The 17,858-nt window shown below is 62.4% G+C and carries 14 protein-coding genes; 8 read left to right on the top strand and 6 right to left on the bottom strand.

Annotated features, from left to right (window positions below):
* The first annotated feature begins 73 nt into the window (after nt 1–73).
* On the top strand, nt 74–2,200 hold the full coding sequence (locus P2T68_RS23070; RefSeq protein ID WP_277378334.1) for a TonB-dependent siderophore receptor: 2,127 nt from the start codon (nt 74–76) through the stop codon (nt 2,198–2,200).
* Between the two features lie 459 nt (nt 2,201–2,659).
* Nucleotides 2,660–4,108: a hypothetical protein gene (locus tag P2T68_RS23065; protein WP_277378333.1), complete on the top strand. Its 1,449-nt coding sequence runs from the start codon at nt 2,660–2,662 to the stop codon at nt 4,106–4,108.
* Nucleotides 4,109–4,136: 28 nt separating this feature from the next.
* Here P2T68_RS23065 and P2T68_RS23060 read toward each other — a convergent pair whose 3' ends face one another.
* A complete protein-coding gene (locus P2T68_RS23060) occupies nt 4,137–4,859 on the bottom strand; it encodes a FadR/GntR family transcriptional regulator (RefSeq protein WP_024074761.1) in 723 nt (240 codons plus the stop codon).
* Between the two features lie 48 nt (nt 4,860–4,907).
* Nucleotides 4,908–6,644 (bottom strand): IlvD/Edd family dehydratase, encoded by a 1,737-nt coding sequence (locus P2T68_RS23055; RefSeq protein WP_024074762.1) that lies wholly within the window; start codon nt 6,642–6,644, stop codon nt 4,908–4,910.
* Nucleotides 6,645–6,837: 193 nt separating this feature from the next.
* Between P2T68_RS23055 and P2T68_RS23050 the strand changes: the two genes are divergently transcribed.
* The 5 genes from P2T68_RS23050 to P2T68_RS23030 all read left to right on the top strand — a co-directional run bounded on the left by P2T68_RS23050 (nt 6,838) and on the right by P2T68_RS23030 (nt 12,785).
* Complete coding sequence (locus tag P2T68_RS23050; protein WP_102625367.1) at nt 6,838–8,160, top strand: MFS transporter; 1,323 nt, start codon at nt 6,838–6,840, stop codon at nt 8,158–8,160.
* Between the two features lie 15 nt (nt 8,161–8,175).
* The gene (gene araD1, locus P2T68_RS23045) at nt 8,176–9,165 is read left to right on the top strand and encodes an AraD1 family protein (RefSeq protein ID WP_069075733.1); all 990 of its coding nucleotides are present in this window, start codon (nt 8,176–8,178) and stop codon (nt 9,163–9,165) included.
* Between the two features lie 10 nt (nt 9,166–9,175).
* A complete protein-coding gene (locus P2T68_RS23040) occupies nt 9,176–10,756 on the top strand; it encodes an aldehyde dehydrogenase (NADP(+)) (RefSeq protein WP_277378331.1) in 1,581 nt (526 codons plus the stop codon).
* 19 nt (nt 10,757–10,775) lie between these two features.
* Complete coding sequence (locus P2T68_RS23035) at nt 10,776–11,639, top strand: SMP-30/gluconolactonase/LRE family protein (protein ID WP_277378330.1); 864 nt, start codon at nt 10,776–10,778, stop codon at nt 11,637–11,639.
* A gap of 141 nt (nt 11,640–11,780) precedes the next feature.
* The gene (locus tag P2T68_RS23030; RefSeq protein WP_024074767.1) at nt 11,781–12,785 is read left to right on the top strand and encodes a substrate-binding domain-containing protein; all 1,005 of its coding nucleotides are present in this window, start codon (nt 11,781–11,783) and stop codon (nt 12,783–12,785) included.
* Nucleotides 12,786–12,900: 115 nt separating this feature from the next.
* Here the strand turns inward: P2T68_RS23030 and P2T68_RS23025 are convergent, their stop codons facing one another.
* Nucleotides 12,901–14,049 (bottom strand): aldose epimerase family protein, encoded by a 1,149-nt coding sequence (locus P2T68_RS23025; protein ID WP_024074768.1) that lies wholly within the window; start codon nt 14,047–14,049, stop codon nt 12,901–12,903.
* A 137-nt stretch (nt 14,050–14,186) separates the two neighbouring features.
* On the opposite strand from P2T68_RS23025, the gene P2T68_RS23020 reads away from it, so the two are divergent.
* A complete protein-coding gene (locus P2T68_RS23020) occupies nt 14,187–14,954 on the top strand; it encodes an SDR family oxidoreductase (protein WP_024074769.1) in 768 nt (255 codons plus the stop codon).
* Between the two features lie 752 nt (nt 14,955–15,706).
* Here P2T68_RS23020 and P2T68_RS23015 read toward each other — a convergent pair.
* The 3 genes from P2T68_RS23015 to P2T68_RS23005 are packed head-to-tail and all read right to left on the bottom strand — an operon-like array spanning nt 15,707 to nt 17,813.
* Nucleotides 15,707–16,303 (bottom strand): glutathione S-transferase, encoded by a 597-nt coding sequence (locus P2T68_RS23015; protein ID WP_277378329.1) that lies wholly within the window; start codon nt 16,301–16,303, stop codon nt 15,707–15,709.
* A 38-nt stretch (nt 16,304–16,341) separates the two neighbouring features.
* Nucleotides 16,342–16,854 (bottom strand): G/U mismatch-specific DNA glycosylase, encoded by a 513-nt coding sequence (gene mug / locus P2T68_RS23010; protein ID WP_069075736.1) that lies wholly within the window; start codon nt 16,852–16,854, stop codon nt 16,342–16,344.
* The gene (locus P2T68_RS23005) at nt 16,851–17,813 is read right to left on the bottom strand and encodes an AraC family transcriptional regulator (protein WP_069077386.1); all 963 of its coding nucleotides are present in this window, start codon (nt 17,811–17,813) and stop codon (nt 16,851–16,853) included. The genes mug and P2T68_RS23005 overlap by 4 nt, the downstream gene beginning before the upstream one ends.
* Between the last annotated feature and the right edge of the window lie 45 nt (nt 17,814–17,858).

The following is a 17,858-nucleotide window of genomic DNA, read 5'->3' as shown; positions in this document are numbered from 1 at the left end:
CTTGGTATACCATTCGTGCGAATTTTTGGCAGGTTTGCCGCCCCTTCTGGCTCATTCACTAGGTTCAACATCCATGCGTCGTACCCTGATTTCCCTCTGTGTGCTTCAGGCGTTTTCCCCTTTTACCTGGGCAGAGGTGGCCTCTGCCGACAAGGCCAGTCTTGAGCTGCAAGCCATCGATGTCACGGGGGAGGCGGATTACGAGACGGCTCAAGGGCCGGTCAAGGGGTACCACGCCACACGTTCGGCGAGTGCGACGCGCACCGACACCTCGATTCATGAAACGCCGCAGTCCATCAGCGTGGTGTCCAAGGATGTGGTCGAAGACATCGGTGCCACCCGGTTGCAGGACGCACTGGACTACGCCGGCGGCGTAGGCCGCGCCAACAACTTCGGTGGGCAGGGGCTCACGACGTTCACCGTGCGCGGCTTTACCACCGGCGAGTTCTACCGCAACGGCTTCCCGATCAACCGCGGCTACCCGAACATGCCGGACGCCAACACCATCGAGCGCCTCGAAGTGCTGCGCGGCCCGGCAACCATGCTGTATGGCCGTGGCGATCCCGGCGGCACCTTCAACGTGGTCTCCAAGCAACCGCTGGCCGAGCGCACCGTGACCCTCGGCAGCCAGCTGGATGACCAGGGCATGCGTCGTGGCACCCTGGATGCTTCGGGCCCGCTGGATGAGGAGGGGCGCCTGGCCTATCGCCTGAACGTGGTGGGTGAGGGCGGGGATACCTTCCGTGATCATGTCGAAACCGAACGCTATGGCGTGACGCCGGTGATCACCTGGCAGGCCAGCGATGACACCAAGGTGATCTTCGAAGGCGACTTCATGCGCAACAACCACCCGCTGGACCGTGGCCTGACGCGCTACCCCAATCAAAAAGGCACCGCCTCGCGCGACACCTTCTGGGGTGAAAAAGACGCCGGCAAGCTGCACAACGACAACAGCATGGCCCAGCTGCGTTTCGAGCACCGGCTCAACGACAGCTGGACCCTGGGCGGTGGTTTCCAGTGGCTCGACGGCACCTTGCAAGGCAATGCTGTTGAAGCCAACAGCCTCGCCGCTGACGGCCGCACCCTGAGCCGCAACTTCAACTACCGCAAACTGGAGTGGACCGATAAAGACACCCAGCTCAACCTCACCGGCCATTTCTCCGCGGGCGGTTTTGATCACACCTTGCTCACCGGCGTCGAGTTCGAAGACTACGACTACAAGTCGATTATCCAGCGTTCCAGCGGCGCGGCGGGTAGCTACCCCATCGACATCTTCAACCCGGTCTATGGCCAGGCGCGCCCGGCCCTCACGCGCACGCCGACCCACGACAAGGAAAACCTCAAGACCTACGCGACGTTTGTGCAGGATCAAGTGGCGCTGACCGAACGTTTGAAGGTGCTGGCCGGTGCACGTTTCGAGCGTTTTGAGCATGACTACACCACCTATGTGCCGGGCGGTAAAAGTTGGCAGGCCGCCGACAATGCCGTCACCCCACGCATGGGCGTGATCTACGACCTCACCGACACCGTCGCGGTCTACGCCGACGCCGCTCGCTCGTTCAAGCCCAACACCGGGGCCAGCCGCGAGGGCGGTGGGTTTGCGCCGGAGAAGGGCAAGTCGTACGAGATGGGCATCAAGTGGGAAGCCCTGGACCGTCAACTCAGCGTCGACGCAGCGATCTACCAGATCGAGAAGAAAAACGTGCTCACCACCGACCCTTTCGACTCAACCTTCAGCGTGGCCGCCGGTCAGGTGCGCAGCCGTGGTTTCGATCTGAACGTGGCCGGCAATATCACCCCCGAGTGGCGTGTGATCGGTGGCTATGCCTACGTGGACGCCGAAGTGACCAAGGACAACACCCTGCGCACCGGTACGCGTTTGCTGAACATCCCGCGCAACAGCTTCAGCCTGCTCAACGTCTACGAATTCCAGGACGGCGCCCTCAAGGGCCTGGGCCTGGGCGCGGGTGGCAAGTATGTGGATGAGCGGGCCGGGCAAACCTCCAACAGCGCTTTTTCAATGGGCGCCTACACCGTGGTCGACCTGCTCGGCTACTACAAGGTCAATGACAAGGTGCGGTTGAACCTGGACGTGAAGAACCTGTTCAACCGCGACTATGAAGAGGGGGCGTTTGGCAACGTCTACGCCTACCCAGGCGAACCGCGCACGGTGCAGGTGGGCATCGCCTACACGCTCTAACGGCGTGCACCGTTTCAATGTGGGAGGGGGCAAGCCCTAATGCCTGTCAGTTAAGGCTTTTTTGTAGGAGCGAGCTTGCTCGCGAAAAACGTCAACGATAACGCGTGTCTCCTGAATGAACGCGGCGCCTGTGAGTTTTTCGCGAGCAAGCTCGCTCCTACAGAAGGCGATGTACGCTTAACTGAACGGCATTAGGGCAAGCCCGCTCGCCACAGTTATAGTGTTCCCCCCCTGAACCGACTGGCATTAGGGCTTGCCCCCTCCCACATTGAAGTCAGAGCGGCGTCAGCACATTCATCAACATGTTGCACATGTAGGCCAGCAGGTCGTTGCAGGCCTCACGCGATTGCAATCGGTGTCACACCTTGCTGAAAAACTCCACGTTGGCAGGCGATAACTATTTACTCGTGCCCAAGGAGATGAGAAAAGCTCTGCCAACTTCCTGGATATGGACGTCACATGCCTCGCTCAAGCCTTATCACCCGGCTATTGGTCGCACTGTTGGTCGGCGTGGCGCTTTGGTACGTGTGGATGATCGCCAGTGCCAAGCTCGAGTGGGGCGGCAGCAGCCCCGAGCAACACTGGCTGGGCACGGTGCCCGGCGTGCAAACGCGGGCGGTCAGCCAATATTGCACCGGCGTGCTGGTAACGCCCCAGGGCACCTGGCTGGTGGGGCGGCTGGAGGATGCCTACGAACCGTTCCAGCCGTCTGCCGCCATGGTCGACCTGAATGCCGTACTGCACGGCAAGGCGCCCGCACCGCCAAAGGAGCCGGGTGCCTTTGGCAGCCTGATCCCGAGCCGCGAGCGTGAAACCACGTTTATTTCGCGCCTGGATGCCAACGGCCAATTCACCCCTGTGGCCCATCTCAGCGGCGCAGCGTGTTTGGTGGCCAGCCCGGATGGCGCCCACCTGTACCTGTTGAGCGACGCGAACCGTCCCGATGACGCCGCCGCCCAGACCGTGGTATTTCGCAGCGATGACCAGGGCCAGCACTGGACATGGATGGCCGCAGGCTTTTTCCCGGAGGCGGACCGGGTGGCCGACAACCTGACCCCGTATTTCTACAACAAGGACGAGGTGTGGGCCTGGGGTTCACCCGGCACCGCGGACGACGAGGCCAGCGCCGACCCTTCCGGCGCAATTCCCACGGGCGTGTATTACTCCAGGGACGGCGGTGCCCACAGTGCGCCGGTCGTTGCACCTCAATCCTTGCTGGTACCGCGTGAGTACGCCCAAGGCAAGCGCCCGGACATCGTCGAATGGCGCACGGCCGAAGGGGAGTCCGGCGACGTGCGCAGCCATGTCCTGCAACAGGATGCCCAGCACGCACTGATCTGGGTGTCCCAGCGCTTTTGGGGCAGCCACCCCGACGGCCAGAGCAACAACCTGGCGATCGATATCACCACCCGTGCGTCGTTAACCCGCACGACCGGGGGCTGGCAGGTGGGGCGCCTTGAGCGTGAAGATGGCCTGTTTGTCACGGCGCTGGCGGACAACGGCGATGGCCGTGTGATCGGCTTGATCGACCGGGGCGGATATGGGCATACCGTGGTGGCCGAACTGAACACCACCACCCTGGCCTGGCAGCCCTTGAGCGACTTGCCCAGTGTGTTCTCGCCGTTGGCTGCCGACACCCAGGCCCGCGGGCTTTGGGTGGGGCGCAACAGCCTGTTGCTCAACACGTCCAGCGAACACCATCCGCCACGCTGGCTCTACTGGTGGGGGGACGCAAATATTTCCGCCGAGGCGGTGTTTTACTCCAAAGACTGGGGCCAGTCATGGCAGCGCCTGGCGGTGGATGGCTACATGGGGGTACGCGGCTTCGACGGTGGCAGCGACCGGGTGTTCTGGAGCCAACAAAAGAGCGCCGATGACACCGGCATAGGTTCCTACAGCTTGCACTAACCCAGCGGTTCAAGCTCCCCACCGCAGGTTATAGCGGCGTCAGCACATTCATCACCGTATCCAACGCCACCCGCGTGTCATCCAGTTGCACCAGCGACGCATGCCGCGCGCCGAGGGCGTCGCGGTTCTGGATCGCGGTGAGGATTGCCTTGTGCCGGGGCAGGCTCAGGCCCTGGATATCCGGGCGGCGGTTGGTGATGCTGATCGACTCGCGCAGCGGCAGCGACAACATGTTGCACATATAGGCCAGCAGGTCGTTGCGGGTGGCATCGGCAATCGCGCGGTGGAAGTCCAGGTCGGCCTGCAACAGCTGCTCGTGGGTCTGCGCGGTTTCCATGCCCAGGTAGGCTTTTTCGATGATGGCGATGTCTTCATCAGTGGCCGTGGTCGCGGCCATGGCGGCGATTTCAGGTTCGAGGATGCGCCGCACGCCCGCCAGCGTATTGAAGAACTCGCTATGGGGCGTGGACTGCATCAACCAGGACAGCACGTCCGGGTCGAGCAGGTGCCATTTCACCCGAGGCCGCACCACGGCGCCCACGCGGGGCTTGGAGTACACCAGGCCCTTGGCGCTGAGTACCCGTGTCGCTTCGCGTAATACCGAGCGGCTGACCTTGTACTCCTCGCAGAGCGTGGCCTCCATGGGCAGTCTTTCTTCGGGCTTGAAGCGACCGGAAACGATGTGCATGCCCAAGTCCTGAACGATCTGGGCATGCATGCTCTTGCGCGGCTTGGACGGCGGCTGATCCATAACGACAGGGATGCTCTGGCTTAAATTCGCGGCATCATAGCATCCCAATTAGTGGGAATGCCGAGGGACTTCCGCCCCTCGGCAACCGACCAGGAAGTCAAAGTCGCAACCCTGGTCGGCCTGCAGCACATGGTCGATGTACAGCTGGCGATAGCCGCCGACGATCAGGTTCTGCGGCGGTTTCAGGTCGGCCATGCGCGCCGCCAGCTCGGCGTCGGGGATGTCCAGGTGCAGGCGGCCGTTGGCGCAGTCAAGTTCGATCCAGTCGCCTTCCTGCACGGCAGCCAACGGTCCGCCGGCCGCGGCTTCCGGCGCCACATGCAAGACCACCGTGCCATACGCCGTGCCGCTCATGCGGGCATCGGAAATCCGCACCATGTCGGTCACGCCCTGGGCCAGCAGCTTGGCCGGCAAGCCCATGTTGCCGACTTCGGCCATGCCTGGGTAACCCTTGGGCCCGCAGTTCTTCATGACCAGGATCGAGTTGGCGTCCACGTCCAGCTCCGGGTCGTTGATGCGTGCCTTGTACATGTCGAAATTCTCGAACACCACCGCACGGCCGCGATGCTGCATCAGCTCGGCGCTGGCCGCCGAAGGCTTGAGCACTGCGCCCAATGGCGCCAGGTTGCCGCGCAGCACGCAGATGCCGCCGTCGGCGCGGATCGGGTTGTCGAGGGTGCGGATCACTTCGTCCTGGCCGTAGATCGGCGAGTCCTGGGTGTTTTCGCCCAGGGTCTTGCCGTTGACGGTCAAGGCGTTCGGGTGCGGGATCAGGTTGGCTTCACCGAGGCGACGCAGCACGGCGGGCAGGCCACCGGCGTAGTAGAACTCTTCCATCAGGAAGCGCCCCGACGGTTGCAGGTCGACGATGGTCGGCATGCCACGGCCGATGCGGGTCCAGTCGTCCAGGTCGAGTTCGACGCCGATGCGCCCGGCGATGGCTTTCAAATGGATCACGGCGTTGGTGGAACCCCCGATGGCCGCGTTCACGCGGATCGCGTTTTCGAACGCCTCCTTGGTGAGGATCTTCGACAGCTTCAAGTCTTCGCGCACCATCTCGACCGCACGCATGCCCGACATATGGGCCAATACATAACGCCGCGCATCCACGGCGGGGATCGCCGCATTGTGGGGCAGGGACGTGCCCAGCGCCTCGGCCATGCAGGCCATGGTCGACGCGGTGCCCATGGTGTTGCAGGTGCCCGCCGAGCGCGACATGCCGCCTTCGGCCGCGAGGAAGTCATCCAGGGTAATGGTGCCGGCCTTGACCTGTTCACTGAGCTGCCACACCACGGTGCCCGAGCCGATGTCCTGGCCCTTGTGCTTACCGTTGAGCATCGGCCCACCCGTGACCACGATGGCCGGCACGTCGCAACTGGCCGCGCCCATCAGCAGGGCCGGGGTGGTTTTGTCACAGCCGGTCAGCAGCACCACACCGTCGATCGGGTTGCCGCGAATGGCTTCCTCCACGTCCATGCTCGCCAGGTTGCGGGTGAGCATGGCGGTGGGGCGCAGGTTGGATTCGCCGTTGGAGAACACCGGGAATTCCACCGGGAAGCCGCCGGCCTCGATCACGCCACGTTTGACGTGCTCGGCGATCTGGCGGAAATGCGCGTTGCACGGGGTCAGCTCCGACCAGGTGTTGCAGATACCGATGATCGGCTTGCCATGGAACTGATGGTCGGCAATGCCCTGGTTCTTCATCCAGCTGCGGTACATGAAGCCGTTTTTGTCGGCGGTACCAAACCACTGGGCGGAGCGTAGGCCGGGCTTTTTATCAGACATGATCGATTCTCTTATTGTATGACTATATGTTCTATCTGAAGCTAAACATAAGCGCAAAATCGACGCTTTGGAAGTGTTGTTTAGTAAATAGTACTACTATATAGTCGATCTCAACTGAGGGTTGGCCCTGGCGGATTTTCGCCAGAGGCGTCCCCCGAGCTTCTATAAGAACAACAATCGGAGATCGACCCCCATGAGCCAGGAACTGCGGCTTATCCGGCGCATTACGCTGAAACTGATTCCCTTCCTGATCCTGCTGTACCTGATCGCCTATGTGGACCGATCGGCGGTCGGGTTCGCCAAGTTGCACATGGGCGCCGACGTCGGCATCGGTGACGCAGCCTACGGCTTGGGCGCGGGGCTTTTCTTCATTGGCTACTTCCTGTTCGAGATCCCCAGCAACCTGATGCTCGACCGCTTCGGCGCGCGGCGTTGGTTCGCACGCATCATGCTGACCTGGGGCGCGATCACCATTGGCATGGCGTTTGTGCAGGGGCCGCACAGCTTCTACGTGATGCGCTTCCTGCTGGGCGCGGCCGAAGCGGGGTTCTTCCCCGGCGTGCTGTACTACATCACCCAATGGTTTCCGATTCGCCATCGCGGCAAGATCCTCGGGCTGTTCATCCTGTCCCAACCCATCGCGATGATGATCACCGGCCCGGTCTCCGGTGGCTTGCTGGGCATGGACGGCATCCTCGGGCTGCACGGCTGGCAGTGGCTGTTTATTGTGATCGGCACCCCGGCGATCCTGCTGACCTGGCCGGTGCTGCGCTACCTGCCGGATGGCCCCAAGCAGGTCAAATGGATGAGCGACGATGAAAAAGCCTGGCTCACCGGCGAGCTGAATAAAGACCTGCAAACCTATGGGCAGACACGTCACGGCAACCCGTTGCACGCCCTGAAGGACCAGCGTGTGTTGCTGCTGGCGCTGTTCTACCTGCCAGTGACTTTGAGTATCTATGGCCTGGGCCTGTGGCTGCCGACCCTGATCAAGCAGTTCGGCGGCACCGACCTGGTCACCGGTTTTATCTCCGCCGTGCCGTACATTTTCGGGATCATCGGCCTGCTGATCATCCCGCGCAGTTCCGACCGCCTGAATGATCGCTACGGCCACCTGGCCGTGCTTTATGTACTGGGCGCCATCGGCCTGTTCTTCAGCGCCTGGCTGAGTGTGCCGGTGCTGCAAATGGCCGCGCTGTGCCTGGCGGCCTTCGCGCTGTTTTCCTGCACGGCGGTGTTCTGGACCTTGCCGGGGCGCTTCTTTGCCGGCGCCAGTGCGGCGGCGGGCATTGCCTTGATCAACTCGGTGGGCAACCTTGGCGGCTATATCGGTCCGTTCGTGATCGGTGCACTCAAGGAATACACCGGCAACCTCGCCTCGGGCTTGTACTTCCTGTCCGGGGTCATGGTGTTCGGGCTGGTCTTGACCGGCGTGGTCTACCGCCTGCTGGAGCGCAAGCACGTCCTGCCGGTCGATCAATTCGCCGCCAGTGCCCGTGGCGCCACACGTACTTAATCAGGGAGAAGCTTCATGCGTTTAGTGCAGTTCGAATCAAACAACGGTGAGCGTCGGGTCGGCGTGGTGGATGGCAACCAACTGCGCGAAGTGCAAACCGCGCGCAGCGTGCGCGAACTGGCACTGGCCGCTATCGAGGCGGGCATCAACTTGCAGCAGCAGGTAGAGCGTCTCGGCCTGGGCGCCAGCCATGACTACGCGGCGTTGCTGGCCGACCTGAAAGTCCTGCCGCCGCTGGACCACCCGGACCCGGCCCATATGCTGATCAGCGGTACCGGCCTGACCCACCTGGGCAGCGCCTCGGCCCGCGACAAGATGCACCAGGGCGCTGACGAAACCGCACTGACCGACACCATGCGCATCTTCAAGTGGGGCCTGGAGGGCGGCAAGCCAGCAGCCGGCCAGGCGGGCGTGCAGCCCGAGTGGTTCTACAAGGGCGATGGCCGCATCGTCGTGCGCCCGGGTGCGGCTTTTCCGGTGCCGCCGTTCGCCGAAGACGCGGGCGAAGAGCCGGAGATCGGTGGCCTGTACGTCATCGGCCCTGACAGCAAGCCTTATCGCCTGGGGTTTGCGGTGGGCAACGAGTTCTCCGACCACGTCATGGAGCGCAAGAACTACCTGTACCTGGCCCATTCCAAACTGCGCAGTTGCAGCTTTGGCCCGGAGCTGCGCGTGGGCGAGTTACCGCAGCACCTGGCGGGCACCAGCCGCATCTTGCGTCACGGCGAGGAAATCTGGCGGAACGAATTCCTCAGTGGCGAGGCCAATATGTGCCACAGCCTGGAAAACCTCGAATACCACCATTTCAAGTACAGCCAGTTCCTGACCCCCGGCGATGTGCATGTTCACTTCTTCGGCACCGCCACCCTGTCATTCGCCGACGGTATACGTACCCTGCCGGGCGATGTGTTCGAGATCAGCCAGGCCGAGTTCGGCGCGCCGTTGATCAACGGTGTCGGCAGCAGCGATGCGGCATTCGAACCCGGCCAAGTCACCCCCCTTTAAGGAGATCAACATGCCCCAGTTCCTCGGCCACAACTATATCGGCGGCCAGCGCAGCGCCAACGGCAGCGTCAAGCTGTACAGCGTCGATGCCAGCACGGGCGAAGCCTTGCCGCAGGCTTTCTACCAGGCCACGCCGGAAGAGGTCGACGCCGCCGCCCAGGCCGCCGCTGCGGCTTACCCGGCCTACCGCGCCTTGAGTGCCGCGCGCCGCGCGCAGTTCCTGGACGCGATCGCCGACGAGCTGGATGCCCTGAGCGATAATTTCATCGAGTTGGTCTGCCGCGAAACCGCGCTGCCCGCCGCACGTATCAAAGGCGAGCGTGGGCGCACCAGCGGCCAGATGCGCCTGTTCGCTACGGTGCTGCGCCGGGGTGATTTCTATGGTGCCCGTATCGACAAGGCATTACCCGATCGCCAGCCGCTGCCACGCCCGGACCTGCGCCAATACCGCATCGGCCTGGGCCCGGTCGCCGTGTTTGGCGCGAGCAACTTTCCCCTGGCGTTTTCCACGGCGGGCGGCGACACCGCTGCCGCACTGGCGGCCGGCTGCCCGGTGGTGTTCAAGGCCCACAGCGGGCACATGGCCACGGCGGAACAGGTGGCCGATGCGATCATGCGCGCGGCTGCGGCCAGCGAAATGCCGGCGGGTGTGTTCAATATGATTTTCGGCGGCGGCGTTGGCGAAGCGCTGGTCAAGCACCCGGCGATCCAGGCAGTGGGCTTTACCGGCTCGCTCAAGGGCGGCCGCGCCTTGTGCGACATGGCGGCGGCGCGCCCGCAGCCGATCCCGGTGTTTGCCGAGATGTCGAGCATCAACCCGGTGATTGTGTTGCCCCAGGCGTTGCAGGCCAGGGCCGAAACCGTCGCCCGCGACCTGACCGCCTCGGTGGTGCAAGGCTGCGGCCAGTTCTGCACCAACCCCGGCCTGGTGATCGGTATCGCGTCGCCGGCGTTCACTGCGTTCACCCAGCAGGTGGCGCAATTGATCGGCGATCAACCCGCCCAAACCATGCTCAATGCCGGCACCCTGGGCAGCTATGCCAAGGGCCTGGAGAAACTCCTGGCGCACCCTGGCATCCAGCACCTGGCGGGCAGCGTCCAGGCCGGCAACCAGGCGCAGCCGCAAGTGTTCAAGGCCGATGTCCGCCTGTTGATCGACGGCGACGAAGTGTTGCAGGAGGAAGTCTTCGGCCCGACCACGGTGTTCGTCGAAGTCGCCGACCAGGCCCAACTCACTGCCGCTTTGCACGGCCTGCACGGCCAGCTCACGGCGACGATCATTGGCGAACCGGCGGACTTTCAACAGTTCGCCGAGCTCACGCCGCTGCTGGAACAGAAAGTCGGGCGCATCCTGCTCAACGGCTACCCGACCGGCGTGGAAGTCTGCGATGCAATGGTCCACGGCGGGCCGTACCCGGCGACCTCCGACGCCCGTGGCACCTCGGTCGGCACCTTGGCCATCGACCGTTTCCTGCGCCCGGTGTGCTTCCAGAACTACCCTGATAGCCTGCTGCCCGACGCGTTGAAAAACGCCAACCCATTGCGTATCCAGCGTCTGGTGGATGGCACGCCATCGCGCGACCCGCTGTAAACCACAATCAGGAGGCGACATGTCGTGTACCGCTGTCACTGAACACCGTGCGCAACTGGGGGAAGGTCCGTTCTGGGACGTGCCGACCCAGGCACTGTACTGGGTCAATATCGCCGGCAAACAGGCACTGCGCCTGATGGGCGGGCACTTGCAGATCTGGCAGTTGCCCGAGCACGTTTCGGCGTTTATCCCGTGTGAAAGCGGTGATGCGCTGGTGACCTTGAGCAGTGGCGTCTATCGGCTGGACCTGGCGACCCAGGCCCTGACCTTGCTCTGCGTGGCCGACCCGCAACCGGGCAACCGTGGCAATGAAGCCCGCTGCGATGCCCAGGGCCGCCTGTGGCTGGGCACCATGCAGAACAACATCGGCGAACACGGCGAAGACCTGCCGATCACGCGGCGCTCCGGTGGCCTGTTTCGCATCGATGCGGACGGGCAGGTCACGCCGTTGCTGCACGGCCTGGGTATTCCCAACACCTTGCTGTGGAGCGAGGACGGCAGCCAGGTGCATTTCGGCGACAGCCTGGATGCCACGCTCTACCAGCATGCGATCCAGGCCGACGGTCAACTCGAGCCCGCAACGCTGTGGTTCGGCCCGCACGTACGCGGCGGGCCGGATGGCTCGGCCATGGACACTCAAGGCTACATCTGGAACGCCCGTTGGGACGGCAGTTGCCTGCTGCGCCTGACACCCGATGGTGAGGTGGACCGCATTATCGAGTTGCCCGTGAGCCGGCCCACCAGTTGCGTATTCGGTGGCCCCAACCTCACGACCTTGTATATCACCAGCGCCGCCAGCCCATTGGATCACCCTCTGGACGGCGCGGTGCTGGCCATCGAAGTCGATGTACCCGGCAAGCCTTGCCATCGCTTTGCCGGTTAGCTGTAGGCGCGAGCGTGCTCGCGAAAAGCTTGAGCGCGCCGTGTGCATTCAGGATGTACGCGTCATCGTTAACGTTTTTCGCGAGCAAGCTCGCTCCTACAAAAAACAGCAAACAAAAAACAACAACAAGGAGTCACCCGTATGAAACGTCGTCGTGGTTTGCGTTCCCTGTGCTGCGCCGCTGTGGCGGTCTCGGCCATGAGCTTGAGCGGGCTGTTGCTGGCCGCTGAAGAAGTGAAGATCGGTTTTCTGGTCAAGCAGGCCGAGGAGCCGTGGTTCCAGACCGAATGGGCCTTTGCCGAAAAAGCCGGCAAGGAACATGGCTTCAAGGTGATCAAGATCGCCGTGCCCGATGGCGAGAAAACCCTCTCGGCCATCGACAGCCTGGCCGCCAACGGCGCCAAGGGCTTTGTGATCTGCCCGCCGGACGTGTCCCTGGGCCCGGCCATCGTCGCCAAGGCCAAGGCCAACGGTTTGAAAGTGATCGCCGTGGATGACCGCTTTGTCGATGCCAAGGGCAACTTCATGGAAGACGTGCCGTACCTGGGCATGGCTGCGTTTGAAGTGGGCCAGAAACAAGGCGCGGCCATGGCGGCCGAAGCGAAAAAACGCGGTTGGGACTGGAAGGACACCTACGCGGTGATCAACACCTTCAATGAACTCGACACCGGCAAGAAACGCACCGACGGCTCGATCAAATCCCTGGAAGAGGCCGGTATTCCCAAGGACCACATTCTGACGGCTGCGCTGAAAACCCTCGACGTCCCCGGCAGCATGGACGCCACCAACTCGGCCCTGGTCAAGCTGCCCGCCGGCGCGAAAAACCTGATCATCGGCGGCATGAACGACAACACCGTGCTCGGCGGCGTGCGTGCCACTGAGAGCGCCGGCTTCGCCGCCGCCAATGTCATCGGCATCGGCATCAATGGCACCGACGCCATCGGCGAACTGAAGAAACCCAACAGTGGCTTCTTCGGCTCGATGCTGCCCAGCCCGCATATCGAGGGCTACAACACCGCGAAGATGATGTTCGACTGGGTGACCACCGGCAAGGAACCACCGAAATACACCGCCATGGACGAAGTGACCCTGATCACCCGCGACAACTTCAAGCAGGAGCTGGAGAAAATCGGCTTGTGGAACTGATAGGTTTTCTCTCGCCGTTGCACTGCGTCCACACTTAACACTGATCCAATGTGGGCGCTGTCGAGCTTTAGCGAGGCAGCCTCGCTAAAGCTCGACAGCGCTTATATAAACCGCGTCAGTCAGCGGAGAACTTGAAGACGGTGTTCTGCCGATAAGTCTGTCCAGGGTCCAGGCGGGTTGACGCAAACTTGGGCTGGTTCGGCGCATCCGGGAAGTGCTGGGTTTCCAGGGTGAAACCGCTCCAGTGCAGGTAGGTCTTGCCGCCCTTGCCCTTTACCGAACCGTCGAGGAAGTTGCTGGTATAGAACTGCACCCCAGGCTCGGTGGTGTACAACTGCAAGCGCCGTCCGGAGGCGGGGTCGTGCACCTCGGCGGCGAGTTGTTTGATATTGCCTTGGGTGTCCAGCGCCCAGTTGAAATCAAACCCGCCCTGTTTGGGCTCGGCAAATTTGAGCTGCGGATGGTCATCCTTGATGTGCTGGCCGATAGGCGTAGGTTTCAGGAAATCCATTGGCGTGCCTTTGACCGGCGCCAGTTCGCCCGTGGGAATCAAGGTGGCGTTGACTGGCGTGTAGTGGCTGGCATGCAAGGTCGCGACCTGCTTGAGGATGTCGCCATTCCCCGCGCCGGCCAGGTTGAAATAGCTGTGGTTAGTGAGGTTAAGCACCGTGGGTTTGTCGGTGGTGGCGGTGTAGTCGATATGCAGTTCATTCTGGTCATTGAGACGATAGGTGACCTCGGTTTTCAGGTTGCCAGGGAAGCCCATTTCACCGTCCTTGGACAAGTAGCTCAGCTTCACACCGACGGAATCCTTATCCTTGACCGGCTCGGCTTTCCACACCTGCTTGTCGAAACCCTGGGCGCCGCCATGCAGCGAATTGGGGCCGTCGTTGAGTGGCACCTGGTAGCGCTTGCCGTCGAGCTCAAAGGCGCCGCCCGCCAGGCGATTGCCAAAGCGCCCGATGGTCGCGCCGAAAAACGCCGTGCCGGCCTGATAGCCCTGTACGTCGTCAAAGCCCAGGACCACGTCGTCGAGCTTGCCGTGTTTGTCCGGCACCTTCAGCGACTGCAGCACACCGCCGTAAGTGATCACCGTGGCTTGCATGCCATGGCTGTTGCGCAAGATGTACTGCTCGACGGCGGTGCCGTCGTTGGTTTTACCGAAAGGTTTTTGCTCGCTGGACAAACCGGCTGCCTGGGCGCCACCGCTGGCGATCATCATGGACAGCGCCAGGCCGGACAGCAGGTATCGAGGGTGCTTCATGGTCGAACTTCCTTTTGTTGTTTTGGATGGAATAGTTCTACTAATGTGCGATATTTTGTCGATATGACAGCGAATTTATAGCCTTAAACGCCAATTTCGTAAAATAAAATAAGACTAATTGATCGAGGCATCCTTTTATGAGTACTGAACACGCCGTTTATCCCGACCTCAACGGCAAGACCGTATTGATTTCCGGGGGCGCCTCGGGGATCGGCGAATTCATGGTGCGGGCCTTCGCCGCGCAGGGTGCCAGGGTCGGGTTTGTGGACCGCGCGCAAAGCCAGGGCGAACGCCTGGCGGCCTTGTTGAGTTCGCGGGGGCATGCCGTGGAATTCGTGTGCTGCGACATCACCGATGAAATCGCCTACAAGGCGGCGATAGGGCGCTTCGAGCATTCCCTGGGGCCGATCACCGTGCTGGTCAACAACGCCGCCAATGACGTGCGCCACACCCTGGAAGAAGTCGATTCGGAAACCTTCGACAAGCTGATCTCCGTCAACCTGAAACACGCCTTCTTTGCCGCCAAGGCCGTGGTGCCGATGATGAAGCGCGCCGGCAGCGGCTCGATCATCAACCTCGGCTCCGTCGGCTGGATGATGGCCTCGGCCGGCTATCCGGTGTACGCCGCCAGCAAGGCCGCCGCCCACGGCATGACCCGCGCGCTGGCACGGGAGTTGGGGCCGAACCGTATCCGTGTGAACACGCTGGTGCCGGGTTGGGTGATGACTGAAAAACAGCTGGCCATGTGGGTGGATGACGCTGCCAAGGAGCTGATCAGCCGCAGTCAGTGCCTGCCGGGTAGCGTACTGCCGGAACATATCGCCAATATGGCGTTGTTTCTTGCTTCCGATGCGTCGGCGATGTGTTCGGCGCAGAATTTTATTGTGGATGGTGGTTGGGTCTGAGCCTGGAACCCTTGTCCAGACAACAGAGGCCAATGTGGGAGGGGGCTTGCCCTAATGCCGTTCAGTTAAGCGTACATCGCCTTCTGTAGGAGCGAGCTTGCTCGCGAAAAACGTCAACGATAACGCGTGTTTCCTGAGTGAACGCGGCGCCTGTGAGTTCTTCGCGAGCAAGCTCGCTCCTACAAAAAAGCCTTAACTGAACGGCATTAGGGCTTGCCCCCGTGACGGCTCAGGAGCTGACGACTATCTAACTGATGCTCCGCGACTTAAATGTGGGAGGGGGCTTGCCCCCGATGGCGGCCTCTGGGCCGACCAGGATGCTGGAGTGGAATGAGTACATATCCGTTGCTGCGGTAACGGCTACTTAGGGTTCCGCTCTTACAGCGGGTCACTTTTGGAAAAGCGCCAAAAGTAACCAAAAACGCTTTGCCCCACCACTCGGCACCTCGCCTAGGCTCGGTGTGCCCGTAATCCGACATTGATTTGGGGGGCCGCCGCCACGCGCCATCCATGGCGCGGGGCGGCTAAACCGGCATCCCTGCCGGTTTACCCCCCAAATCAATATCGAATTCCGGCCAGCGTGGTTTAACGGGGCGCCTGAGATCAAGATCAAAAGCAAGATCAAGATCTAAAGCAACGGCAAGATCAAGAGCGGCTCGCTTCGCATCGTGGTTACCGGGGCTGCTACAAAGTTGCTCCTGATACCCATGGCTATCGGGGGCAGGCCTCCTCTCTCATTTGAACTGCATCGCTTATTCAATCGGGTAACGCTTGAACGCCGGATGCTGCTCCAGCCGCTCGGCATGCCGTTGCAGATTAGGAAACGCATCCGCCTTGACCACCGATGCCACGGTGAACTGGCTGAACGACCAGGCAACCGCCGCGGTAATCGAGGCCTGGGTCAGTGCTTCGCTGTGGCCCACTTGCTTGTCCAGCAACGCATAGGCGGCGAGCAGTTGGCCGGTCACGCGCTCAAGCCAGGGTGCATGCAGTTTCTCGGCCGGGCGCAGGTTGTGTTCGTAGACGATCTGCACGCTCTTCTCACAGGCTGCCAGCGCCAGTCCCAGAACCTGCAAGTCCTTGGCAAGTGCCGCCGGTTGTTGGGGCAGCAGCTTCCTGTCAGCCGGGGCCAAGGCTTCGAGGTAGTCTAGGATCAGGCTGGAGTCCATCAACACCGTGCCATCGTCCAGCACCAGGGTAGGGGCCTTGACCACCGGGTTGATCTGCGCAAATTCGTTGAAGGTGCGGAACACGGACAAGGGTTCATGCTCAAAATCCACCCCGTACAAGTCCAGGGAAATTGCCACGCGGCGTACGTAAGGCGAGTCCAGCATGCCGATCAGTTTCATGAAGCCTCCATTGCTATCAGGGTGACGAGCTCAAGAGATTAAGGGCACTCGGTCGCCCGGCGCAATTGTTGATACGCCTGCACCAACTGCTCCAGGCTGAACGCCAGGTTGCGCCCGCTGGGGTTGGGCAGTACCCACACTGACGCACCGCCCAACACCTTTGGCTGCAAGCCCCAGCCGATCTCGCGCTGGCCGCTTAACGCGCTGTAGCCGGGTTTGCCGAGAAACGCCACGAAGCGCGGTGCATAGTGGCGGATCTTCTGTTCGAAGCCCGCCGCCGCCTGCGTGAACTCATGTCGCGCCAGTTCACCCGCGCTGGCCGTGGGGCGTTCCACCAACGTGGTCAGGCCGCAGTGGTAGTGCAACAGCGTGCGGCCGTGCTCGGGGCGGATTTCATGGGGGGTGAAACCGGCCAGGTGCAGGGTGCGCCAGAAGCGGTTGCTGCGGTTGGCGAAGTGCAGGCCGAGGGCAGCGGAACCCTTGCCGGGGTTGATGCCGCAGAACACCACGTTCAGGTGGTCGGCGAGGATGTCTTCCAGCCCGGCGTTCATGCCGGGCTCCTGAAACCTTGGCGGCTGGCGCCCGGCGGTTGCCCGGTGATGCGTTTGTAGGCGCGACTGAAGGCCGCCTGGGAGGTATAGCCGAGTCGGTACGCCACTTCTTCGATGGGCAGGCGCTCCAGGGTCAGCCACTGGCTGGCGAGGCGCATGCGCAGTTCGGTCACGTAACGCAGCGGTGGTACCCCCAGGGTGGCCTGGAAACGATCCGCGAACACCGAACGTGAGGTATGACAGTGCGCCGCCAGTTCGGCCACGCTCCAGTCGCGCCCCGGTTGCTGGTGCAGGGCGAGCAGGGCGCCCGCCAACCGGGTGTCGCGCAAGGCGGCCGCGAGGCCCGATGCATTGGCGCAGGCGCATTCGACCCAGCCCCGCACGATCATCGCCGCCACCACATCGGCCAGGCGCGCGAGGATGCCGGCATAACCGACGCGGGCGCTGGAGACTTCGCGTTCCATCACCGCCAGGATCGGCATCAAGCCGGGGTAACGCTGGCCCCCGGCGTCGATCAGCATCAAGGCCGGCATCAGGTTGCCAAGGCCCTGGATGCTGTCGAGCTCGAACTCCATGCAGGCGCTGAACAGCAGGGTGCTGGGCGGCTCATCGGGCGAGGCATTCACGGCACACACGGTATCGCCCAGCGGTGCGGCGTCGAAGCTGGCGATGTCCTGCACGGGGTCATCCGCTTTGGACAACAACGCGTGGGCGCCACCATGGGCGATGAACACCGCATTACCGGCCGACAACTCAAAGAGGCTGCCGTCCTGCAGGCGCAGGGTCGCGCAGCCGGCGGCCAGAAAATGGAAATACGCGTGCCCCGGCTTGGCCGCAAAGCCGATACCGAACACCGGCCCGGCCTGGATGCGCCGGTACTGCACGCCGCGCAGGCGCATGCTGCGCAGCAGCTCATTGATCAGTTCGGAGGACAGGGCGAACGCGTTGTCGGTTGGCATATTCGGGGTTTCGGTCAAAAACTCAAGGGTTTGAATCATAGATCA

Source organism: Pseudomonas sp. G11, from assembly GCF_029457515.1.
Classification (GTDB): domain Bacteria; phylum Pseudomonadota; class Gammaproteobacteria; order Pseudomonadales; family Pseudomonadaceae; genus Aquipseudomonas; species Aquipseudomonas gorinensis.
The sequence above is the reverse complement of the archived record's forward strand: the minus strand, read 5'-3'. Positions and strand labels throughout refer to the sequence as shown.

Coding starts and splice junctions, on each gene's coding strand:
- P2T68_RS23070 (WP_277378334.1), top strand. CDS start 74: ATGCGTCGTACCCTGATTTCCCTCTGTGTGCTTCAGGCGTTTTCCCCT.
- P2T68_RS23065 (WP_277378333.1), top strand. CDS start 2,660: ATGCCTCGCTCAAGCCTTATCACCCGGCTATTGGTCGCACTGTTGGTC.
- P2T68_RS23060 (WP_024074761.1), bottom strand. CDS start 4,859: ATGGATCAGCCGCCGTCCAAGCCGCGCAAGAGCATGCATGCCCAGATC.
- P2T68_RS23055 (WP_024074762.1), bottom strand. CDS start 6,644: ATGTCTGATAAAAAGCCCGGCCTACGCTCCGCCCAGTGGTTTGGTACC.
- P2T68_RS23050 (WP_102625367.1), top strand. CDS start 6,838: ATGAGCCAGGAACTGCGGCTTATCCGGCGCATTACGCTGAAACTGATT.
- araD1 (WP_069075733.1), top strand. CDS start 8,176: ATGCGTTTAGTGCAGTTCGAATCAAACAACGGTGAGCGTCGGGTCGGC.
- P2T68_RS23040 (WP_277378331.1), top strand. CDS start 9,176: ATGCCCCAGTTCCTCGGCCACAACTATATCGGCGGCCAGCGCAGCGCC.
- P2T68_RS23035 (WP_277378330.1), top strand. CDS start 10,776: ATGTCGTGTACCGCTGTCACTGAACACCGTGCGCAACTGGGGGAAGGT.
- P2T68_RS23030 (WP_024074767.1), top strand. CDS start 11,781: ATGAAACGTCGTCGTGGTTTGCGTTCCCTGTGCTGCGCCGCTGTGGCG.
- P2T68_RS23025 (WP_024074768.1), bottom strand. CDS start 14,049: ATGAAGCACCCTCGATACCTGCTGTCCGGCCTGGCGCTGTCCATGATG.
- P2T68_RS23020 (WP_024074769.1), top strand. CDS start 14,187: ATGAGTACTGAACACGCCGTTTATCCCGACCTCAACGGCAAGACCGTA.
- P2T68_RS23015 (WP_277378329.1), bottom strand. CDS start 16,303: ATGAAACTGATCGGCATGCTGGACTCGCCTTACGTACGCCGCGTGGCA.
- mug (WP_069075736.1), bottom strand. CDS start 16,854: ATGAACGCCGGGCTGGAAGACATCCTCGCCGACCACCTGAACGTGGTG.
- P2T68_RS23005 (WP_069077386.1), bottom strand. CDS start 17,813: ATGCCAACCGACAACGCGTTCGCCCTGTCCTCCGAACTGATCAATGAG.